Origin of the sequence: Acinetobacter sp. (genome assembly GCF_036666595.1) — a bacterium.
Lineage (GTDB): Bacteria > Pseudomonadota > Gammaproteobacteria > Pseudomonadales > Moraxellaceae > Acinetobacter.
Genome location: NZ_JAVWVO010000001.1, coordinates 535,142 through 554,816, shown reverse-complemented (window position 1 = coordinate 554,816; position 19,675 = coordinate 535,142). Strand labels below are relative to the sequence as shown.

The 19,675-nt window shown below is 41.2% G+C and carries 16 protein-coding genes; 9 read left to right on the top strand and 7 right to left on the bottom strand.

Annotated elements, in window-relative coordinates; all coding sequences use genetic code 11:
• Positions 1 to 28: 28 nt before the first annotated feature.
• Together RR876_RS02605 and metG are read right to left on the bottom strand one after the other, a co-directional pair.
• Positions 29 to 502 (bottom strand): hypothetical protein, encoded by a 474-nt coding sequence (locus tag RR876_RS02605; protein WP_332477630.1) that lies wholly within the window; start codon positions 500 to 502, stop codon positions 29 to 31.
• Positions 503 to 871: 369 nt separating this feature from the next.
• A complete protein-coding gene (gene metG / locus RR876_RS02600; RefSeq protein ID WP_332477631.1) occupies positions 872 to 2,929 on the bottom strand; it encodes a methionine--tRNA ligase in 2,058 nt (685 codons plus the stop codon).
• A 350-nt stretch (positions 2,930 to 3,279) separates the two neighbouring features.
• On the opposite strand from metG, the gene RR876_RS02595 reads away from it, so the two are divergent.
• Positions 3,280 to 4,080 carry a hypothetical protein gene (locus tag RR876_RS02595; protein ID WP_332477632.1) on the top strand — a complete coding sequence of 267 codons (801 nt, stop codon included), beginning with the start codon at positions 3,280 to 3,282 and terminating at the stop codon, positions 4,078 to 4,080.
• 149 nt (positions 4,081 to 4,229) lie between these two features.
• Entirely contained in the window at positions 4,230 to 4,694 is a 465-nt protein-coding gene (locus tag RR876_RS02590; RefSeq protein ID WP_332477633.1) for a hypothetical protein, read from the top strand.
• 44 nt (positions 4,695 to 4,738) lie between these two features.
• Here RR876_RS02590 and RR876_RS02585 read toward each other — a convergent pair whose 3' ends face one another.
• Positions 4,739 to 5,068 carry a hypothetical protein gene (locus tag RR876_RS02585; RefSeq protein ID WP_332477634.1) on the bottom strand — a complete coding sequence of 110 codons (330 nt, stop codon included), beginning with the start codon at positions 5,066 to 5,068 and terminating at the stop codon, positions 4,739 to 4,741.
• Positions 5,069 to 5,384: 316 nt separating this feature from the next.
• On the opposite strand from RR876_RS02585, the gene apbC reads away from it, so the two are divergent.
• Positions 5,385 to 6,662, top strand: coding sequence for an iron-sulfur cluster carrier protein ApbC (gene apbC / locus RR876_RS02580; protein WP_332477635.1), 1,278 nt, complete (start codon positions 5,385 to 5,387; stop codon positions 6,660 to 6,662).
• A gap of 56 nt (positions 6,663 to 6,718) precedes the next feature.
• Here apbC and RR876_RS02575 read toward each other — a convergent pair whose 3' ends face one another.
• Genes RR876_RS02575 through RR876_RS02565 form a run of 3 tightly spaced genes read right to left on the bottom strand, consistent with a single transcriptional unit; the run spans position 6,719 to position 10,242 of the window.
• Positions 6,719 to 8,731, bottom strand: coding sequence for a TRAP transporter permease (locus RR876_RS02575; protein WP_332477636.1), 2,013 nt, complete (start codon positions 8,729 to 8,731; stop codon positions 6,719 to 6,721).
• Positions 8,728 to 9,180, bottom strand: coding sequence for a DUF1850 domain-containing protein (locus RR876_RS02570; protein WP_332477637.1), 453 nt, complete (start codon positions 9,178 to 9,180; stop codon positions 8,728 to 8,730). The genes RR876_RS02575 and RR876_RS02570 overlap by 4 nt, the downstream gene beginning before the upstream one ends.
• 18 nt (positions 9,181 to 9,198) lie before the next feature.
• A complete protein-coding gene (locus RR876_RS02565; protein WP_332477638.1) occupies positions 9,199 to 10,242 on the bottom strand; it encodes a TAXI family TRAP transporter solute-binding subunit in 1,044 nt (347 codons plus the stop codon).
• 327 nt (positions 10,243 to 10,569) lie between these two features.
• On the opposite strand from RR876_RS02565, the gene RR876_RS02560 reads away from it, so the two are divergent.
• From RR876_RS02560 to RR876_RS02535, 6 genes are all read left to right on the top strand, one after another.
• Positions 10,570 to 11,163 carry a LysE family translocator gene (locus tag RR876_RS02560; protein WP_087010438.1) on the top strand — a complete coding sequence of 198 codons (594 nt, stop codon included), beginning with the start codon at positions 10,570 to 10,572 and terminating at the stop codon, positions 11,161 to 11,163.
• Positions 11,164 to 11,277: 114 nt separating this feature from the next.
• The gene (gene dcd, locus RR876_RS02555; protein ID WP_004694514.1) at positions 11,278 to 11,847 is read left to right on the top strand and encodes a dCTP deaminase; all 570 of its coding nucleotides are present in this window, start codon (positions 11,278 to 11,280) and stop codon (positions 11,845 to 11,847) included.
• 237 nt (positions 11,848 to 12,084) lie between these two features.
• Entirely contained in the window at positions 12,085 to 13,527 is a 1,443-nt protein-coding gene (locus tag RR876_RS02550; protein ID WP_332477639.1) for a hypothetical protein, read from the top strand.
• Between the two features lie 9 nt (positions 13,528 to 13,536).
• Positions 13,537 to 14,220: a hypothetical protein gene (locus tag RR876_RS02545; protein WP_332477640.1), complete on the top strand. Its 684-nt coding sequence runs from the start codon at positions 13,537 to 13,539 to the stop codon at positions 14,218 to 14,220.
• 26 nt (positions 14,221 to 14,246) lie between these two features.
• The gene (locus tag RR876_RS02540; protein ID WP_332477641.1) at positions 14,247 to 16,532 is read left to right on the top strand and encodes a DUF6160 family protein; all 2,286 of its coding nucleotides are present in this window, start codon (positions 14,247 to 14,249) and stop codon (positions 16,530 to 16,532) included.
• Between the two features lie 23 nt (positions 16,533 to 16,555).
• Positions 16,556 to 17,890, top strand: coding sequence for a hypothetical protein (locus RR876_RS02535; RefSeq protein WP_332477642.1), 1,335 nt, complete (start codon positions 16,556 to 16,558; stop codon positions 17,888 to 17,890).
• Between the two features lie 60 nt (positions 17,891 to 17,950).
• Here RR876_RS02535 and RR876_RS02530 read toward each other — a convergent pair whose 3' ends face one another.
• The gene (locus tag RR876_RS02530; RefSeq protein ID WP_332477643.1) at positions 17,951 to 19,669 is read right to left on the bottom strand and encodes a proline--tRNA ligase; all 1,719 of its coding nucleotides are present in this window, start codon (positions 19,667 to 19,669) and stop codon (positions 17,951 to 17,953) included.
• Positions 19,670 to 19,675 lie beyond the last annotated feature (6 nt).

Genomic DNA, 19,675 nt, shown 5'->3' with positions numbered 1-19,675 from the left:
ATAAGTAAATACATCCAATAGAACTGTATTATAACGTTTTTTTATATAGTATGTATTTGTAGAGTTCTATTTTTAAGCAATCCATATTGACTTTGTATAATGTGTGGAGTTCTAAAATGTTTTTTGTTGTCGTTGGACGAGAATATAAAATGTCAAAATTTTTATAACTATTCGTATAATTTTCGATAATAGCTAGTGTTTCTTGATCTTCGTTGTCAAAAGCGATTAAATCTAATTTTTTAATGATTTCTATATTTAAGTCCCTAAACATTTCAAATCTCGCCTTATCGAAATCGTTTGGTACATTTGGTGATGAATTTTCAATAGCCATCTTAAGTATGTCTTCTAATACAATACTGGGTTGCTGAGGTAAGCTTTTTACAAGATAGAAAGTCTCTTTTGCTTCATTAGAAATAACTTCACTGCCTTTTTGCTTTTTCCAATTTATAAATATTATTAGAGCAACTAAAGTAGCTATCGTATTTAATTGGTCAATTTGCATTTGAGACTTCTTGAATAAAATTTCAATAATTAATGTTAAGCATCTAATATTTATAGTATTAGATGCTATCTTATAAAATAAAAATTAGATGATCTTTACTTTTGACTGGACAAAAGTAACAAAACCCCTTTGTTCACTAGAGGGCACATCCATGTGCCCCTAGTGAACGGGCGACATCCATGTCACTGGTCATGTGACTAGATAATGGTTTTCTCATCTTTTTTATTAAAAGAGAGCGTGTAATTAATTAAATTATTCCCTAATGAAAGTTCCTTCTCCCTGAGGGAGAAGGCTAGGATGAGGGGGGAGAAACAGCAAATAATAAAAAAGCCCCTACAACGTAGAGGCTTTGTTTTTAAGGATTAAACCTTAAGACACTTTATCACCAGCTTTAGCGCCAGATTCAGGTGAAATCACCCAAACACCTTCGCCATTACCCGCTGCAAGTACCATACCGTTTGAAATACCAAACCGCATCTTACGAGGTGCAAGGTTAGTCACCATCACCACCAATTTGCCTTTTAAGTCTTCTGGTTGGTAGAACTCACGAATACCACTGAATACATTACGCGGTTCAGCTTCGCCGACATTTAAAGTCAATTGAAGTAACTTGTCCGAGCCTTCGACCGTTGCAGCTTCTAAAACTTCAGCAACACGAAGGTCAACTTTCATAAAGTCGTCAATACCAATAATTTCAGCCTCACCCACTTTTGGCTCAGGCTTAGTCGAAGCTTTCTTCTCTTTTTTCTTTTCAACTTTTGCAGGTTCAGCCGCAGTCGCTAAAGAATCTTTCGATGCATCAACCATCGCAGCAACTGCTTTAGGGTCTACACGTTGCATTAAAGGTTGGAACAATGCAATTTCATGATCAACCAATGCCGTTTGAGCAGAAGCAAAGTCAAAGCGGTATAGTTTTAAGAACTCTTGCACTTGAGCTGCTAAAGTTGGAAGTACAGGCGCAAGGTACACAGCCAATTGACGGAATAGGTTAATCCCCACCGAACAAACATCGTGTACTTGCTGTTCTTTGCCTTCAACTTTCGCTAAAGCCCACGGTTTTTTCTCATCAATATATTGGTTGGCTTTATCTGCAAGCGCCATGATTTCACGAATCGCAGCAGAGAACTCGCGTGCTTCATAGGCTTTCGCAATTGAGTCGCCCGCATCAATAAAGCTTTGTACCAATTCAGGCTCTGCACAAGTTGCTGATAATTTATTATCAAACTTGGTGTTGATGAATTTTGCACAACGGCTGGCAATGTTGACCACTTTACCAACCAAGTCTGAGTTTACTTTCTGAACGAAATCATCCAAGTTCAAATCAGAGTCTTCAACTTTATCTGACAGTTTAGACGCGAAGTAATAACGTAAGTACTCAGGGTTTAAGTGTTCTAAATAGGTTTCAGCTTTGATGAATGTCCCGCGAGACTTCGACATCTTCTGACCGTTCACCGTCAAGAAACCATTGACGAATAAACCTGATGGCGTACGGTAGTTTGCACCTTCAAGCATTGCAGGCCAGAACAGCGCGTGGAAGTAAACGATGTCTTTACCAATGAAGTGATAGACTTCTTTGTCAGAGTCTTTCTTCCAAAAGTCGTCAAAACTTAAATCAGGACGTTTAGCTTTGATATAGTTTTCAAAACTCGACATATAACCAATCGGCGCATCGACCCAAACGTAGAAATATTTATTCGGTGCATCTGGAATTTCAAAACCGAAATACGGCGCATCACGTGAAATATCCCAATCGGATAGACCCGCTTCAAACCATTCATCAAGCTTATTGGCAATTGAAACAGGTAATCGACCTTGGTCACGCGTCCATTTTTGTAAATATTCTGAGAAATTCGGCAGTTTAAAGAAGTAGTGATCCGAAGATTTCTCTACAGGCGTCGCACCACTCAAAGTTGATTTCGGGTTTAAAAGCTCAGTTGCATTGTATGTTGTACCGCAGACTTCGCACGCATCGCCATATTGATCTTCCGATTTACATTTCGGGCATGTGCCTTTAATGAAACGATCCGATAAGAACATGCCTTTTTCAGGGTCAAAAAGCTGGTTGACAGGACGGATGGCAATATTGCCTGCTTCACGGTTTTTCACATAAATTTCAGAAGCACGAGAGCGGTTTTCATCACTATGCGTTGAATCATAATGGTCGAAATGCACACCGAAACCATCAAAATCACGGATGTGTTCTTTTTGTACGTTGGCAATTTGATCTTCAGGTGAAATACCATTGGCTTCGGCACGTAGCATGATGGCTGTACCGTGAGCATCATCCGCACATACATAAGTCACATCGTGTCCCATTGCACGCATGGCACGAACCCAAATATCTGCTTGGATATAACCGAGTAAGTGTCCCATATGGATGGGACCATTGGCGTATGGTAGGGCGTTAGTGACTAAAATATTACGCACGGATATGACTCTCTCATTCGTATTTTATATAAGGTCAACGATTTTACCTTAGATAGCCGCGACTTGCACAAGTGAATCGGTGAAAAGTTTTCAAATGAGACTAAAGCCCATATGAATTGATCGCTAGATTGAGCATCCATCGCTAATTTGAGCAAAATACTGAAAAAATCATGGGAAATGCATGGTCTAAAACGGCATAAAGCATCTTGTTCATCTTTTAATGAAAGATTGAAGGGATTGTTCAGTACTCAAGTCATGGAGCTTAAAACTAATGCATATTTTCTCTATATTCATGCGCCATTAACAGCGATAATACGTACATTCAGCCCGTTTTTAAGAGTATGCCGTCCATGATCGATGATGATTTTGATTTCGACCAACCTGTGACCCGAATTCCGCAAAATCCACAAGCGACTAAACTACTGGGCAATCGACTTTTACAACAAGCTGAACAATATCTTGCTTCAATGGGCAGTCGACCACATGCACAATTGGTCGAGTCGCTACGTCAGCTCGAGTTGGAAGATCCGTACTTTGCAATCATGGCCGATCAGCTTGAGTATGAAAGTGATAACCCAATCGCCAATGATGTGCTCAACCTGTTGTTTTTCTGGCAAATGGCCAATGAAAAAGAAGCGGATATTACTGAGTTTCAATTGCCCGATTTAATTCAAACGGACTATTTCCAAACGACTTTGCTTGAAGCTTACGACGCGATGGATTTGGGGGCATTCCAAGCCCAGCGCCGCAGCGTGATTGAAGAAACTTTAAAACTGTATCAACAGCAGTGTTATGCCGGTTGTATTACGGTTCTTTATGGTCAAATTGAAGGGATTTTGACGGATGCGCTAATTGAGCATGGTTATTTACAGCAAAATCAAACTAAGTTTGTCGATGTCTATAAAATTGTACCGGGTTTGAAAGGTCATGAGGTCAAAAGCCTATGGCATAAAGTCAAAATTGCCAGTGAAATCAATCCGTATTTCCTGAGCCTTGAAGCATTGAAAATGGATGCGAGTTCAAGTATTACCGCCAACCGTCATAATATTGTACATGGCGCAGACGTGACCCATTTCACTCAAGCACGCAGTTTCATTTTGTTTATTTGGCTGTTTGCAGTCATCAGTTTTATCAGTACTTTAAAGCGTTAGTATTTTCCGTATAGTGCTACAGGATGGTGTTTAAATTGCTGCATCCTGTACAGCTATTGTTTCCAAATGATGCAAATGACGTCAGCACTTAAAAAGCAAGGTATAACTCTGAGTTAAGCAAAATTTTAAATACGAAAGAGGGCTGTGACATGACGAATGACAATAAACTCGATGATTTAAAAACCAAAGCGACTGAGTTAGGTGAAGACTTGAAGTTGAAAGCTCAAGCAGCAAAACTCGAAGGCGAGAAAGTGCTGGAAGATGTCAAACATCAGGCTACTGAAGCCAAGCTTGATGCTGAAAAGCAGTTGACCGACTTAAAGCAAAACGCAGCAGAAAGTAAATCCGAAGGTGATGCAGCTTTTGAGCAAAAGTTGGAGTCCGCACAAGCCAAAGCCGAGCACGCGAAACAAGTCGCGCAGGAGAAATTGGATCATTTTAAAGTTGAAGCAGGGCATAAACTGGATGAGGCTAAACTTAAAGCCACTGAGTTAAAGCATGAGGCCGAAATTAAACTGGAAGAATTTAAGGTGCAAGCCACTGAAAAATTTGACGAGTTGAAAAAGAAAGCTACAGAAACGCTGCAAAAGTTTAAAAAAGACGACCAAGCTTAATCTGTCTGAAATGGAGTATGTCGATCTTTCCGATGTTCGCTATACTATGGCGTAGACTGTGTACTGAGTGCAGGGTCTGCGTCTAAGTTAAACCACAGGATGCTCTGAATTTGATTGTTCACGGTGCGAATGGTGTACCGATAGTTTGCAATTTCATATACATATACCGTCTCAAGTGGGCTATTCGGCGCACTGCTGATTGGGGTAGAGGACATAGAAATAGGTGATAAATCAATTTTTTTCTGCATGTCTTGAACTTGGTCACCAATAGTCACCGTTTGACCCGCAGGGGTTTTAAATGAATTGGTTGATGTGTCTGCAAAACTAAAGCTAGATATGGTGCAAGCCAAAACAACCACGGCCCAAAGTTTCATTTTTTTCTCCCGAAATCGCGTCAAGATAGAACAACAGAATATAGATATTTTGCTATGCAATAACATCACCTTAATTAGGGAGATTGGATTGTACTTACAATTCTTTACGTTCAAATTTGATCCAATTCACCGATTTTATTTTTTCAGTTAGCTTAAGCGGCTGAGCTTCGTCCTTTGATATTCAGTGTATAAAACCAACTAAAAAGCTAGGAATACTAAATTTCATGGCATAATCCATAAATACTGAACTTAACCTAAGTTCGTTTTGTGGTTAAACTATAGCATTCAGCTGAATACTCGAATTTGGAGTACATATATGTCGTGGCTTTCTTCTCTTAAATCAGTTTTTTCTCCTGCGCAGGAGGTAAAGGAAGAAGAAATCCAAACAGTACTGCAAAACTATATCTTGCCCAATTCAAACCATGCGTTGAAAGACCGCATTACTCAAGTGAGTGTGCAGGGCAATATTCTGCAAATTACCATCAATACTTTTCCTGCCGAAGCCAACGATTTACAACAGATTCATGATGATTTGGCGGTTGCGCTGGAAGCATGCGGTATCAAAGAATTAAACATGCATGTGATTCAACAAAAAACGGGACATAAAGAAAAGTCAGGTGGCTGTGGACATCAGCATGCTGAAGGTGAAAGCTGTTCAAGCCAAGCAAAAGAGGCTGCACCGAAAAGCAACTTACCCCCAGTGATTGATGCTTCAGACTCAGCAGCCCAAGTTGCTGCACAACCCGTTGAAACTGATCCAAACAATCCACCCATCCAAAAAGCAGCGCCACAACAACGTGATGTGCCGAAGCATCCGCGTATTCAAAATGTGATTTTGGTGTCCTCGGGCAAGGGGGGCGTGGGCAAATCCACCACCACGGTAAACCTTGCACTTGCTTTGCAAAAAATCGGCTTAAAAGTTGGGGTCCTAGATGCGGACATCTACGGTCCAAGTATTCCGACTATGTTAGGCAATGCGGGCAAAACGCCGATGATTGAAGCGGAAAATTTTGTACCCTTAGATGCCTATGGTTTGGCAGTGTTATCGATTGGGCATTTAACAGGTGATCATAATACTCCTGTGGCTTGGCGTGGGCCGAAAGCGACAGGGGCATTGATGCAGCTGTTCAATCAAACCTTATGGCCTGACTTAGATGTTTTGATGATTGATATGCCACCGGGTACAGGCGATATTCAGTTGACGCTTGCGCAGCGTATTCCTGTGACAGGTGCGGTGATTGTAACCACCCCGCAAAATGTGGCACTTATGGATGCGACCAAAGGCATTGAGTTATTTAACCGCGTACAGATTCCAGTCATGGGCGTTGTGGAAAATATGTCGACCCATATTTGCTCAAATTGTGGATTTGAAGAGCAAATTTTTGGTACGGGCGGCGGTGATAAACTGTCGGAGCAATATGCTATTCCACTTTTAGGACGTCTGCCTTTAAATGTACAAATCCGTGAAAATGCGGATGCGGGTAAGCCTTCTGTTTTAGTGGAAGACAGTGCAGCAGACAGCTATATGCAAATTGCTGAAAAAATTGCAGCAGCCCTGCCACAGGCTGAAAAAGACCAGACCCGTATTTTCTAAATCAGCCATAAATAAAAAAAAGCCCAACATGTTGAGTTGGGCTTTTTTTTGTTTTTTTAGGACAGTGAATAGGACTGATTTTGTTTTTTGGCTTGCATAATATTAATGCTGATGGCAATCACCACCATCACAATCCCGATAATATCAGTCACAGTTTCAGGGATAATCATACATAACGCACCTGCACCTAAGAAAATCCGCCAGAACCAGTTCAAACCAACTTTAAAGTAGGCTTCAACAGCTGCACCCAGTGCCAAAATCCCAACCACTGAGGTAAAGACAATACTCACAATAGTCGTCCATGCAGGAAAAGCAAACTCACGCGCATTGACTGCGACATTGGCTGTATCAATCATCAGCATGGCAGGGTTATAGACAAACAAGAACGGGACAATGAAACCAGCCAAAGAAAGTTTCAAGGCTTGGAAGCCTGTGCGCATTGGGTCGCCCCCTGCGATTCCCGCACCTGCAAAGGCGGCTAAGGCGACAGGGGGAGTAATATTGGCAAACAGACCAAAGTAGAACACAAACATATGTGCCACCAGTGTGGGAATATCAAAGTTTGCCAAAGCGGGTGCAGCCATAGTCGCGGTAATGATATAGGCTGGAATCGAAGGAAGTCCCATACCTAAAATCATCGATGCAATCATGGTAAAGAACAGCGTTAAAAATAGGCTGCCTGCACCGATGCTCATAATTGAGGAGGTCATGACAGAGCCAAAGCTGGTCAGGCTTACCACACCAATAATAATCCCCACCACAGCACAGGCTGCCATGACCGAAAGTGATTGTTTTGCACCATCGGCGAGCACTTCTAATATTTCTTTGAAGCCCATACGGGTCGATTTGCGGAAACTCGCCACGACCACAGTTAAGACAATGGTATAGACCGCGGCATAACTGACAGGAATGGATTGAAAGAGGAAAAATACCAAAGCCACGATCGGAATAAGCAAATGTCCTCGTTCCTTGAGGACATCTTTAACCCGTGGCAAATCCGCCTTCGGTACGCCTTTTAAATTGTCTTTACCCGCACGGAAATGAACTTGCGCCATCACACCTAAATAGTAGAGTAAAGCCGGAAGCGTAGCTGCAAGGGCAATGGTGCCATAACTGACACCCGTGGTTTCAGCCATAATGAAGGCACTGGCTCCCATCACCGGGGGTAAAATTTGTCCACCTACAGAGGTACTGGCTTCAACAGCACCTGCAAAATTTTTGTGGTAGCCAATTTTTTTCATCAGGGGAATGGTAAATGAACCAGTACCTACGACATTGGCCACTGCTGTGCCATTAATGCTGCCCATAAATCCACTGGAAATGACGGCAACTTTTGCAGGACCACCTTGTTTATGTCCCGCAAGTGCCATCGCAAGATCATTAAACAGTTTTCCCATGCCTGATTTCGCCAGAAAAGCACCAAACAAAATAAACAGGAAAATAAAAGTGACTGAAGCACCGATTGCGGAAGAATAAAGTCCTTCGGTTTTTAAATACATTTGCCCGAAAATATCACTAATACTATATGGGCGCGTCAATAAACGATCGGGGACCCAGTCATAGTGGCTAAAAAACGGGTAAGACAGAAAGACTAAACCTAAAATAGGCAGCATCCACCCCATGACCCGCCGAGCGCCTTCAACCACCAGCACCACAGCTAAAATGGCAAAAACAATATCTAAGGTGTTTGGAATACCCCCACGCGTGGTCATAATGGCTTGATATTCTTTCCAAAGGTATAAAAAGGTTGCTAAAGCAGCTAAGGCAAGTAACCAATCCAGCCAAGGGATGCTTTGTCGTGAACTGGACTGACGCGCAGGATAAAGTAGAAAGATCAAAACCAAGCCAATAGCGACATGGGCGGAACGTTGAATCAGTTCGGGTAGTGGATTAAATGTAATAAATAAATGAAATAAGGAATAGAAAATAGCAACCGCCGCTATGAACCATGCCACAGATTTGTTGCTTGGGGAACGAGTCACTGACTCACGATCAAATTTTTCTAAAATGGCTTGTTGTTGCTGCTCATCTAATTGTTCAGGGGTAACTTTTTCTTCATTTTGAGTCATCGGCATTCTCCGATCTGCCATGCTTTCCACAAGGGCTGTTGTTGTGCTGTAATTTGCACCAAGGTGTAATCTGGATATTGTTGAAAAATGGGCCAGACGCTCTGGTGAATGATGATACTGCCTTGCATATTCTTGGAAATGATCCAGTTGATTTGATCAATGCGCCGATTAACTTTCATTCTGACCATACCGTCTTTTTGAAAGATGATGGGGTAGTCATTCGGTGTGCCTGCACCGAAAGAAATCAGGTCGGTGTAGCGCAATATAAAGTGTTGTTGCTCTCGTTGATAGTTTTCAATCCAACGGGTTTTTTCAACTGAATGTTTCCACTGTAAACTAAATTGTGCTGTTGAAATTCGGCACTGCATTTGAGCAACAGTCACTTCGCTATAGCGAATAGGCAAGAACAGCAGCCCGCATAAACCGAGTAGAAAAAGTGCAGTAAACACTGCACTTTTTTTTTAGCTTCATTTTTTCGCTGCGAGTTCGTCGTAATAACGTTTAGCCCCAGGGTGTAGCGGAGCAACCACGCCTTTTTGAGCCGTTTCCAGATTAATTTCTGTCGCCGCCTGATGTGAGTTGGCCAATTGTCCTAAACTATCAAAGAAGGTTTTGGTCAGTTTATAGACATCATCCTCAGAAAGATCGGAACGTACCACTAATGCATTCATAATGGCCGCAGTTGGAATATCTTCTGCATTGCCATAAGTGCCTTTCGGAATATTCAGAGATAGGAAATAGGTTTGGTTTTTGGCGATTTGTTTCACTTTCGCAGGATCGATCCCGACCAGTTGTAAATCGAAACCTTGTTGCAGTTCCATCAAGGATGAGTTGGGGATACCACTGGTTAAGAATGCAGCATCAATTTTTCCACCCTTTAAAGCATCGGCGGCTTCTGCATAGCCCAGATAATCGACCTTCACGTCATTGTAAGTAATACCAAAACCATTTAAGAGAGTGCGTGCATTGACTTCAACCCCTGAGTTTTGAGCACCGACGGCAATACGCTTACCTTTTAAGTCTTCAAGGTTTTTAATGCCTGATTTTTTTGATGCCACAATTTGCACATAGTTGGGATAGAGTGCCGCAATTTGTTGGACATTATCAATTTTCCCACTGGCAAAACTGCCTGTGCCATTTAGTGCTTCGGTTAAGCTATCACTCATGACAAAAGCCATTTCGACTTTTTTCTGTTTGAGTAGGTTAAGATTTTCTACCGATGCACCTGTGGTTTGAGTTTTTGAATTTACACCGTAGGTTTTATTATAAATTTCAGCCAAACTGGTGCCAATCACGTTGTATGGGCCAGATGCACCACCTGTCGCTATGTTGACAAATTTACTTTGGAGTTTGTTGGATGCTTGTGCACTGGTTTCGGTTTGAGCACCGTCTGAAGTCGTTGTTTTATTGTCACTCGAGCATGCTCCTAGACCCGCAAGTGCAATTGAAAGTAGCGTGAGTTGAGTCCATTTTTCATATACTTTTCCTCGTTTTATTATCTTCAAAGCCATTCACTTGGCTCTTTTATCCTTGACTTCGCGCTATCAGATTGATGAATAAAAATACGCATGATTTAAAAAGTAACTGATTAAAAATCATTTGAATAGTTTTTTTTCATTACTCGTCTTTATTTGATTTATAAAATCATTGATTCGAAAAAAGAATAAAGTGTATGGCGTCATCTTTCTCAAAGCTAGATTTGGTAAGGGTCTTATGCTTCATTTGTGTTAAGTATTGAATGAAAATTAAAAAAACTGTTATCACGGTTCACTAAATTTGATTGCTTTCAGCAAGGCAAGTCATTACGCTTATAGCTATATATATGTGGGTCTGTGAATATGGTCACTTGGTTTTTTATTGGTTTAGTGATAACCATTCTTTTAACTCCAGGACCGACCAATACCTTACTTGCCTCTTCAGGCATTCAAGTCGGTATTCGTAAATCTTTGCGTCTCATTCCAGCAGAAGCTTTTGGCTATCTTATTTCAATTACGGCATGGGGCTTCCTCATTGGAAAAGTGTCCGTGCACTTGCCTTTATTGCCGACTATTCTAAAACTGTTTAGCGCAAGCTATATCATTTATTTGGCCATCAAATTATGGCGTACAGCCGATGTCGAGGTGAGTTTTAATCAACCGACTATTCGAGCGCGTGAACTGTTTTTGGCAACATTATTGAACCCTAAAGCATTGTTGTTTGCTTCAGCCATTTTTCCGACTATTGCGTGGACAAAATTGGATTATTATCTGTCGCATATGTCACTGTTTTTGGTTTTGATTGTTCCGATTGCTTTCTTTTGGACTTTTATCGGGTCAATTTTAGCGAGCAATAAAATTCGTTGGCTGAACCAATCTAACCTGCAAAAAACAGCATCGCTGGTCTTGATGAGTTTTTCGATTCCGTTGAGCTATTCTGCGATTTTAAGTTTTTAATTTAACAATTAAAGACAGAAATTTTGCGAACTTAAACACGCTTATTTTCATTGAAAGCGATTTCAGTTAAAGTACAACGCAATTATTGAAATTAAGCTTTTTTGGAAAGAATAAATGGCTATTAAGTCCGATCGTTGGATTCGCGAAATGAGCGAAAAACACGGCATGATCGAACCGTATGCAGAAAACCAAGTTCGTTTAGATGAAAATGGTCAAAAACTCATTTCTTATGGCGTGTCGAGCTACGGTTATGACGTTCGTTGCGCACGTGAGTTTAAAGTTTTTACCAATGTTCACTCGGCAATTGTAGATCCAAAAAACTTTGATGATAAAAGTTTTATCGACATAGAAGCTGATGTTTGTATTATTCCGCCGAACTCATTTGCTTTAGCACGTACCGTTGAGTATTTCCGTATTCCACGTAATGTGTTGACTGTGTGTTTGGGTAAATCTACCTATGCACGTTGCGGTATTATCGTAAACGTCACACCACTTGAGCCTGAGTGGGAAGGTCATGTCACTTTAGAATTCTCGAACACAACCAATCTACCTGCGCGTATTTACGCAGGTGAGGGCGTTGCACAAATGTTGTTTTTCGAATCTGACGAAGTGTGTGAAACATCGTATAAAGACCGTGGTGGTAAGTACCAAGGTCAAACTGGTGTGACTTTACCGAAGACCTAAGTTTTTGATATTTAAGAAAGCGGATCATTGATCCGCTTTTTTTATGGCAATTCATTCATCGGAAAATAAATATTATCGGACAGTTGGTTTTGCATTTGTTCTGAGTTTCAGCATAATCAATTGTGAACTAAAGTGCTTTGGTTGACGCAAATAAAAATTATAGTGCGCAGAGTAGAATGCCAAGCAAAGGATGCAGTACATAAAGATGCGGAGCATCAAATAATAAGGATGGTCGAGATGACGAATCGTATATATCCCGCAGGATTGAAAAGATCTTGTTTAGCTAGTCTTGTCGGACTCATGCTTGCGCAGTCTACATTTGCCCTTGAGTCACTTTCCGATGAATATCTAGCGGATACTACGGGTGAAGGCATTGCGTTACTTCCTGAAAACTTCAAGATGGTGTTTCAAGGGGCCAATGATCTCTCCACTGCTTCTAGCTATAATCGTGGCGTGGCCAATCCACAACAATACGACACGGGCTTTATTCGTATTATTCCTGTGGGTGAGAACTACTCCAAATATACCAACGCCGATGATCTGACTACGAAACGAACCAAAGCGGACATCTTCATTTATGGTTTAGCACTTTCACTGTCTGATAATAATGCCAACAACCGTTTCAGTAATCAGGGCTTTACATGGGGAAGCGATGTTAACCCTTGGTTATTTCGCGCAGGGACAGCCACGGGAATCAAACAGTTTCACCAGTCGAATGCAAGTTCAGATGTTAGTTTTTTGGGGTTAGAAGCGCCTTTAGCGACCGTTCTAGCCAGTGACGCAGATAATAATATTAAATTAGGTCTATGGTGGGATGCTTTTTCGCGTAGCTGGAATTCCCAAAATAAAGTGGACCCCATTACAGGTGCACCAACAACAACTAACGCGGCTGCGGATCCTGATTTAAGTTTAAATCAAAGAATACGTCTACAAGCGGTTGCCAACGGATTGAGTTTAAATGGCTCACAGGTTCGTATGTTTCAAACCCAAGCATCGACTCTCGACCATCAAAATAAAACCTTTGGGATGGCAACCTTACTTCGGATCAATACCAATGATAATCCATCTGGATTGGTGTATGCCAACAATGACGCAAATAAAGCGCTATTGAACGCCAAAGTCCTTCGACTTAGCACAGCCGCGACTAATGATGGCACGGCAGTCACACCCGCATTAGATCGTTCATTGGCTCCAATCTTTGATGCCAGTGAGGGACTTTATTTATACAGCCCAAATATTAATTTGGTCTTGGGCAATATGTATCAGCCTTTTGTTGTAGGTTCGGAAGGACGCAATATTATTCTTGAAGTCACACGTATTCCGAACGTGCCTGAGATTTATAAGCAGATTTATACCTACTACCCAGATGTACAAGGTGGAAACAATGCTGACTATAAAGGATCAACCTGTAATGTGGCCTATTGTGGTTCGAATTTTGTTCAAACTGGGACAGGGACTAGCGCGATTCAATACCAAGGGAATAACGCAACACACAGCAGCATTTCGATTGGTAGTGTGACACGAGATCCGACCACCAATATGCTCAAAGCCAATACAGCCAATAATTCTACGGGAGTGGTATTTCGTGGGACTGGAACAGCAGTTCCTGTGAATCTGGGTTCGGTTGCTATAGATGGTGTGTTGATTCAACACTTAAAAATTAAGACCACAGGCCTATAGGACAGTGACATGATGAAAAAGTTATGTGTAACCCTGTTGATGTCGGGATCTATGTTGTCTCAAGCGGGTTTGGTGGATTTGGATAATACGGAACTGGTTGGTGTGACTGGACAGGGCGGCGCAGATTTGAGCTTAACGCTATCGATCAACCACCAATATGCCAATGATATGAGTCTAAATACGATTTCCAGAACCAATGGTGTAGATGCGAATGGGCGGGCTATTGTCACTGAAGCGTATTATCAAATGCGCGCAAATCAAGATTGCGCTTTATTAGAACTGTGTCGTATCGCCATTTCCCCAAATAATCATAAGGAAAATGGGCAACGAAAATGGCTGGTGTTTAAGCAGTTCCAAGGCACCATGCAAATTGATAAATTTTCGCTAGAAGGCACCACAATTCTGAATAAAGAAGGCAAGCCACAAACTGCAATGATGTTAAAGTTTTTCGATGATAAACCCCTCAAAATTCGTAACTTGGGCTTTGCTAGCCTTTCAGTGGAAAGTGGTGAAAATGGGTATTTCAATACCTCAACGTATAACAGTTACGGTACGAGTAAAACTGTACCAACTTTTGATAAAGGTCAGGAACAAGGCTTTATGGGCTTAAATGTCCATGGCAACTTACATCTAGATGGAAATCTAAAAATCTTTAGCTATAACTGCTCGGGCACTGCGGGTAGCCGCTGTTAGACATATAGTTTCAAAAGGATATTGAAATGCATAAAATAATAAAATTAAACCTTCTGACACTGTGTATTTGTGCAGCCAATCAAAGTTATGCATTACAAGCTTTGAATGATCAGATTTTAAGTGATGTAACGGGTCAAGATGGTATTTCAATTACCCATGAAGCTTCAAAAGTTGACATTAAACAACTGAATTGGGTCGATCCTGCGGAAGTCGGAAAAACACCGATAAAACTGGGTTTGCATAATATTGAAGTGAAAACGGCAACGGGTTATAACAACATTAAAACCAAACTCGATTTTGATGTGGGAACAACACAATTAGCCAATGGTACGCAAGGGGTTGGCATTCAGCTCTCTGCAAGTGTGTCACCTTTTACCGCAACGGCTGCCCAAATCATGCTGATGTGTTCACCGAATTGTGCAACGGGTGAAACAGATCAAAATTTAGGAAGTTTTAAGCTTTCGACTATTTCACCTTTTGAAGTGTACTTGGCAACGACGAATGGTCTGTTTAACCGCGACTCAAAGGTGCATTTAGATTTTAAATTGCAGAATGCGAGCATTAGCTATGGACAAAATAATCAAGATTTAACTTTAAAAGATTTCAACTTCAATTTATTTGCTGATGGATATCTTTATATCGATGAAACGGAAGGTGTAGTTCTCACCTCAAAGGGCAGTGTCGGCGATAATATTGTTGTTTTAGGTCGAGTGGAAGATAAGACAGATGTACATGACAGCCGTGTAGGCAATGCCACGAATCCGGGGTTAAACGTTGATTTACGTTATGGTTCAGCAAACTCGACTCATCGAAACTTAATTCGAATAGGGGCATCGGGTGCATTAACCAATGGCAAGATCGCATTAAATGCTGACCAGACTGGTGTTGCTAAGTTTAATACGGTCAACCGTGTTAACGGTAATGTTCAAGAAAATGAGGTGGTTGCATCTGCAGGTTATGGTTTTAAGAATGCGGGCGGCTTACATTTAAATGTATCGGCTGACTTTACCCGTGCAGGGAATAGTTTGCTGGGCGCTGCCACACCGACAACGTTTGAATTAGGACACACCGGTACAGGTAGTTATGCTATCGAGTTTTCAAATTTATCACCGCTGAACGTACGTACTTCTACTGACCCTAATTCAGCAATAAACAGTCAAAATGCCTATATTGATTTTGGCCAAATTTATATCAATAACATTCGTACAAACTCAATGGGTTTTGTGGTCAATGACCAAATTAAGACGATATTAGGTGCGCAAAACTATGAGTTGATTTATAACCCATCACCAACGGGCAATGCTTCAAATATGGCTTTTATTGCTGTACGTGGACTCGATTTTCAAGCCATTGCACGTAAAGCTCGCTTTATTTCAGATAATTCTATTGCGGTAAACAATACTAACGAAGGGACATGGGGCTTAGGTATTCCGATTTATAACCTGAATGCCAATGCAGCATTTTTTGCCAAGAAATATACCAATACCGCTGGAACGGTGAAGGATGGCTTGGGCTATGATATCGCGATATCAACCGATGGTTATGGGGAAGATAGTCAAGGTAACCCTAAAACAACGTCTATTATCGTTATTGATGGTGCGATGAGTAAGCATGGCGAAGAAGTTAATTACTATACAGGCTTGCGCAATATTGATTCATATTTTAAAGCCAATGGGGTGATTGGCTTTAATGAAAATGAAATCTATATCAAAGCCGATAGCTTATTGTTTGCTGCGAATGCGGAAATCGCAATCGGGCAGCTTCCGGGTGCACTATATAACTGCCCAGCAGGGGTGGATAGTTGTGCTAAAGAAGTCGTGCCGATTAATAATTTTGCCAAAAAAGATGATGTTCTCGCATCGATTGCTTTTATGTTGGATGGTAAAGGTGAGCTCTTTATTATTCCAGGACTTGAGGCTGTAGGTGGAACACCGCAAAGCAATTATCTCTCATTTAAATCTAATTTTGAATTTAATACATTGAGTAGCACAGACCTGAGTAATGAAAGTAAAAAAGGCAGTTTTATTAGTCTCAGTAATACCGATAGCAATGGAACAACAACAAAAACCTCAAGTTTTAACTTGAACAAAATGCAAGGTCACTTAGGTTTGAATGGAAAAATTCATATGCAAAAGGATTCAGTTGTCATCGACAATCAAGTGCAATTTAACCATAAGGCATTAGCAGGTGGACAAGGGACTGTCTTTAGAGCGGAGGTTGCATTGTCTCCAACAGGTACCATGCAGAAGGTTGCCGATATTGCCATTACGGGTGGAGCTATGCGTAGCACATTAGGAATTATGCCGCGCTAAAAAGAATGACAAGGAAAAATAAAATGAATAAGTCTTTAATTTCAATTCTAATCACAGCGACATTAGGCTTGAGCCAAAGTTATGCGATGACCGCTTTAAATGACGAGGAATTGGCAGAAGTCGAAGGTCAGTCTTTGATGAATCTAGAGTTCCAGCAGGGGACAAATACAACCGATGCACAAGGGAAAACATATAACCAATCAAACATTGGTTTTTATAAGTTGGCTCTAAGTGCCGAATTGGAGCTGAATGCCAATATTAAAAAGCTTCAATTAGGATGTGGTGGTGACAATAATTCAATTCGAGCGAACAGTTGTGATATCGATATCGATCATATTTCTTTAAGTGGACTGCCTGATGACCCGAACTATACATCAGATCAGCGTGCAGCAACTTCGGCATTAATCACAAATCCGTTTATTCAATTTGCCATTAAAAATCCAACTTCAGCTGCAACACGTGAGGTGTTAGGGTTTCGTGTCAGTGCTGAAAAAATTAAGGGTTTAATGACGCTTGGTACAGAGAATAATGGGAACCCGAATGGTATTAATACTTTTAGTGGTTATATGAAAACCAAAACGGCATCAGGTACAGCTGTGACAGAGGCTCGTAATATGACGTATGCGGATACAGGCTTAACTATTAATGGGGCAGTTTCAGGTCGTTTATTCGGAAGTAGTCCTGGTACAACTTGCGTAGGTGGTTTCTTAGATCCTTGTCACGATATTTCTTATTCATCTGATACTTATAATTTGAGTCTATCTTCAACTTCTGCTCCTTTTACGATTAATTCAACGATTGTGTCTGGGACGCGAATGAAAGATGTGACCTTAAAGGGAAGTGGCACGGTTGGACAAATTGATTTTAGTGGACAATTAACGGCTAAAGTACTTGGTTTCTTAAACTTAGATAAGCAAGTGTCGGGTAATATTACAGGCCTTAATACAGATATTACGGTGAATCAGAGTTTGGGCTTAATTCATGCACTTTATTTAAACAACCCCGCGTCGTTATCCTTACAATCCCAAGATATTTTATGGACGGGGGCTGCTGTTGGTGCCAATAAGGGCTGGTGGTTGGCGATGGAGGATGAAGTCGAGTTGGGCAGCTTAAGTCCAACAACCAAAGTAGCAATTACCAATCAAGTGCTAAAACAAACTATTGCTGGGATCAATGATGAATTAACTAATCATCCGCGAAATTGTGGCAATCTTTTAACAGGTTGCGTTGGTGGTTCTGCACTGGTTGTGGGTAATGTACCAATGAATACAACCATTTTAGATTTTCCTTTAACTAATTTAAGCTTACAAGGACAAAACTTTAGATCAAACTGCTACGGTGGTTTAAAGTTCTGTTAAACATATAACGTAATAAAAAAATCCCGCGATATACGCGGGATTTTTTTAATCTAAAATGAATTATTTTGCAATTTTCGCGAATAACTCTTCTTTAGAAATGTTTACAGATTCAGCATCACGACGGCCTTTATATTCAAAAGTACCTGCATCCAAGCCTTTCTCACCAATCACAATACGGTGAGGAATACCTGTAAGCTCTAGGTCAGAGAATTTTACGCCTGGGCGTTCGTTACGATCATCCAGTAAAACATCATAACCTGCTGCCGTGAGTTCAGCATATAAGGCTTCAGCTGCATCTAAAGTACGTGGAGACTTATGTGCATTCATAGGCACAATGGCAACTTCAAACGGTGCAATTGCCATAGGCCAAATAATACCTTTTTCGTCAAAGTTTTGCTCAATTGCAGAGGCAACTACACGTGTCACACCAATACCGTAACAACCCATGGTTACAGTAAATGGCTTACCATCTTCACCTAAAACTTTACAACCCAAAGCTTCTGAATACTTTTGACCAAGTTGGAAAATATGACCGACTTCGATACCGCGTTTAATTTGCAGCGTACCTTTACCATCCGGAGAAGGATCACCCTCAACCACATTACGTAAGTCATAAACTTCAGTGAACTGTGCATCACGTTCCCAGTTTAGACCAGTAACGTGTTTATCAACCTCATTTGCACCTGCAACAAAGTCAGATAGGATAGAGGCTGAACGGTCAACAATGACTGTTAAGCCTTTTTCAACTAAGCCTTGTGGTCCGCAGAAACCAGCGGTTAAACCAAGTGCAGCAAGTTGTTCTTCTGTTGCAAAAGTCAATGGTGATGCAATGTGTGGATGCTTCTCCGCTTTAATTTCATTCAGCTCATGATCGCCACGTAAGAACAATGCCACCACAGGTGTTGCTTGGCCTTCTTCGGTTGCAATACCTTGCACTAACAAGGCTTTTACAGAGTGAGCAGGATCAGATTTTAAGAAGTTTGATACATCTGCGATGGTTTTTTGATTTGGTGTATCGACAACTTCTAAAGCTTTGGTTGGAGCCGCACGTTCACCGACCAAAACGGCTTCAGCCATTTCAACGTTTGCAGCATAGTCAGATTCAGTCGAGAAGGCGATATCATCTTCACCACTTGATGCTAACACGTGGAATTCATGTGAGCCTGAACCACCAATTGAACCTGTATCGGCTTGTACTGGACGGAAATCTAAACCTAAACGGGTAAAGATTTTGCAGTACGCGTCGTACATGATGTCATAGGTTTCTTGCAGTGATTCTTGGTTTGCGTGGAAAGAATAAGCATCTTTCATGATAAATTCACGTGAACGCATTACACCGAAACGTGGACGAATTTCATCACGGAATTTGGTTTGTACTTGGTAGAAGTTTGCAGGCAATTGTTTATAGCTTTTGAGTTCATTGCGCGCAAGATCTGTAATTACTTCTTCGTGGGTAGGACCAAGCACGAAAGGGTTGCCATGGCGGTCTTTAAAACGAAGCAGTTCAGGGCCGTATTGGACATATCGACCAGATTCTTCCCATAAAGATGCTGGCTGAGTTACGGGCATCAGGACTTCTAGTGAACCCGCATTGTTCATTTCTTCATGAACGATCGCTGCAACTTTATTTAATACGCGAACGCCCATCGGCAGCCAAGTGTATAAACCTGAAGCCAATTTACGAATCATCCCAGCACGTAGCATTAGTTGATGTGAAATCACTTCTGCGTCATTTGGGGTTTCTCTTAACGTTGCAAATAAAAAGCGACTCGCGCGCATGGAAAC

Excerpts from the sequence above, each read along its gene's own strand:
- RR876_RS02605 (WP_332477630.1), bottom strand. The coding sequence starts at position 502 with ATGCAAATTGACCAATTAAATACGATAGCTACTTTAGTTGCTCTAATA.
- RR876_RS02595 (WP_332477632.1), top strand. The coding sequence starts at position 3,280 with ATGATCGATGATGATTTTGATTTCGACCAACCTGTGACCCGAATTCCG.
- RR876_RS02590 (WP_332477633.1), top strand. The coding sequence starts at position 4,230 with ATGACGAATGACAATAAACTCGATGATTTAAAAACCAAAGCGACTGAG.
- RR876_RS02585 (WP_332477634.1), bottom strand. The coding sequence starts at position 5,068 with ATGAAACTTTGGGCCGTGGTTGTTTTGGCTTGCACCATATCTAGCTTT.
- apbC (WP_332477635.1), top strand. The coding sequence starts at position 5,385 with ATGTCGTGGCTTTCTTCTCTTAAATCAGTTTTTTCTCCTGCGCAGGAG.
- RR876_RS02575 (WP_332477636.1), bottom strand. The coding sequence starts at position 8,731 with ATGACTCAAAATGAAGAAAAAGTTACCCCTGAACAATTAGATGAGCAG.
- RR876_RS02565 (WP_332477638.1), bottom strand. The coding sequence starts at position 10,242 with ATGGCTTTGAAGATAATAAAACGAGGAAAAGTATATGAAAAATGGACT.
- RR876_RS02560 (WP_087010438.1), top strand. The coding sequence starts at position 10,570 with ATGGTCACTTGGTTTTTTATTGGTTTAGTGATAACCATTCTTTTAACT.
- dcd (WP_004694514.1), top strand. The coding sequence starts at position 11,278 with ATGGCTATTAAGTCCGATCGTTGGATTCGCGAAATGAGCGAAAAACAC.
- RR876_RS02550 (WP_332477639.1), top strand. The coding sequence starts at position 12,085 with ATGACGAATCGTATATATCCCGCAGGATTGAAAAGATCTTGTTTAGCT.
- RR876_RS02545 (WP_332477640.1), top strand. The coding sequence starts at position 13,537 with ATGATGAAAAAGTTATGTGTAACCCTGTTGATGTCGGGATCTATGTTG.
- RR876_RS02540 (WP_332477641.1), top strand. The coding sequence starts at position 14,247 with ATGCATAAAATAATAAAATTAAACCTTCTGACACTGTGTATTTGTGCA.
- RR876_RS02535 (WP_332477642.1), top strand. The coding sequence starts at position 16,556 with ATGAATAAGTCTTTAATTTCAATTCTAATCACAGCGACATTAGGCTTG.
- RR876_RS02530 (WP_332477643.1), bottom strand. The coding sequence starts at position 19,669 with ATGCGCGCGAGTCGCTTTTTATTTGCAACGTTAAGAGAAACCCCAAAT.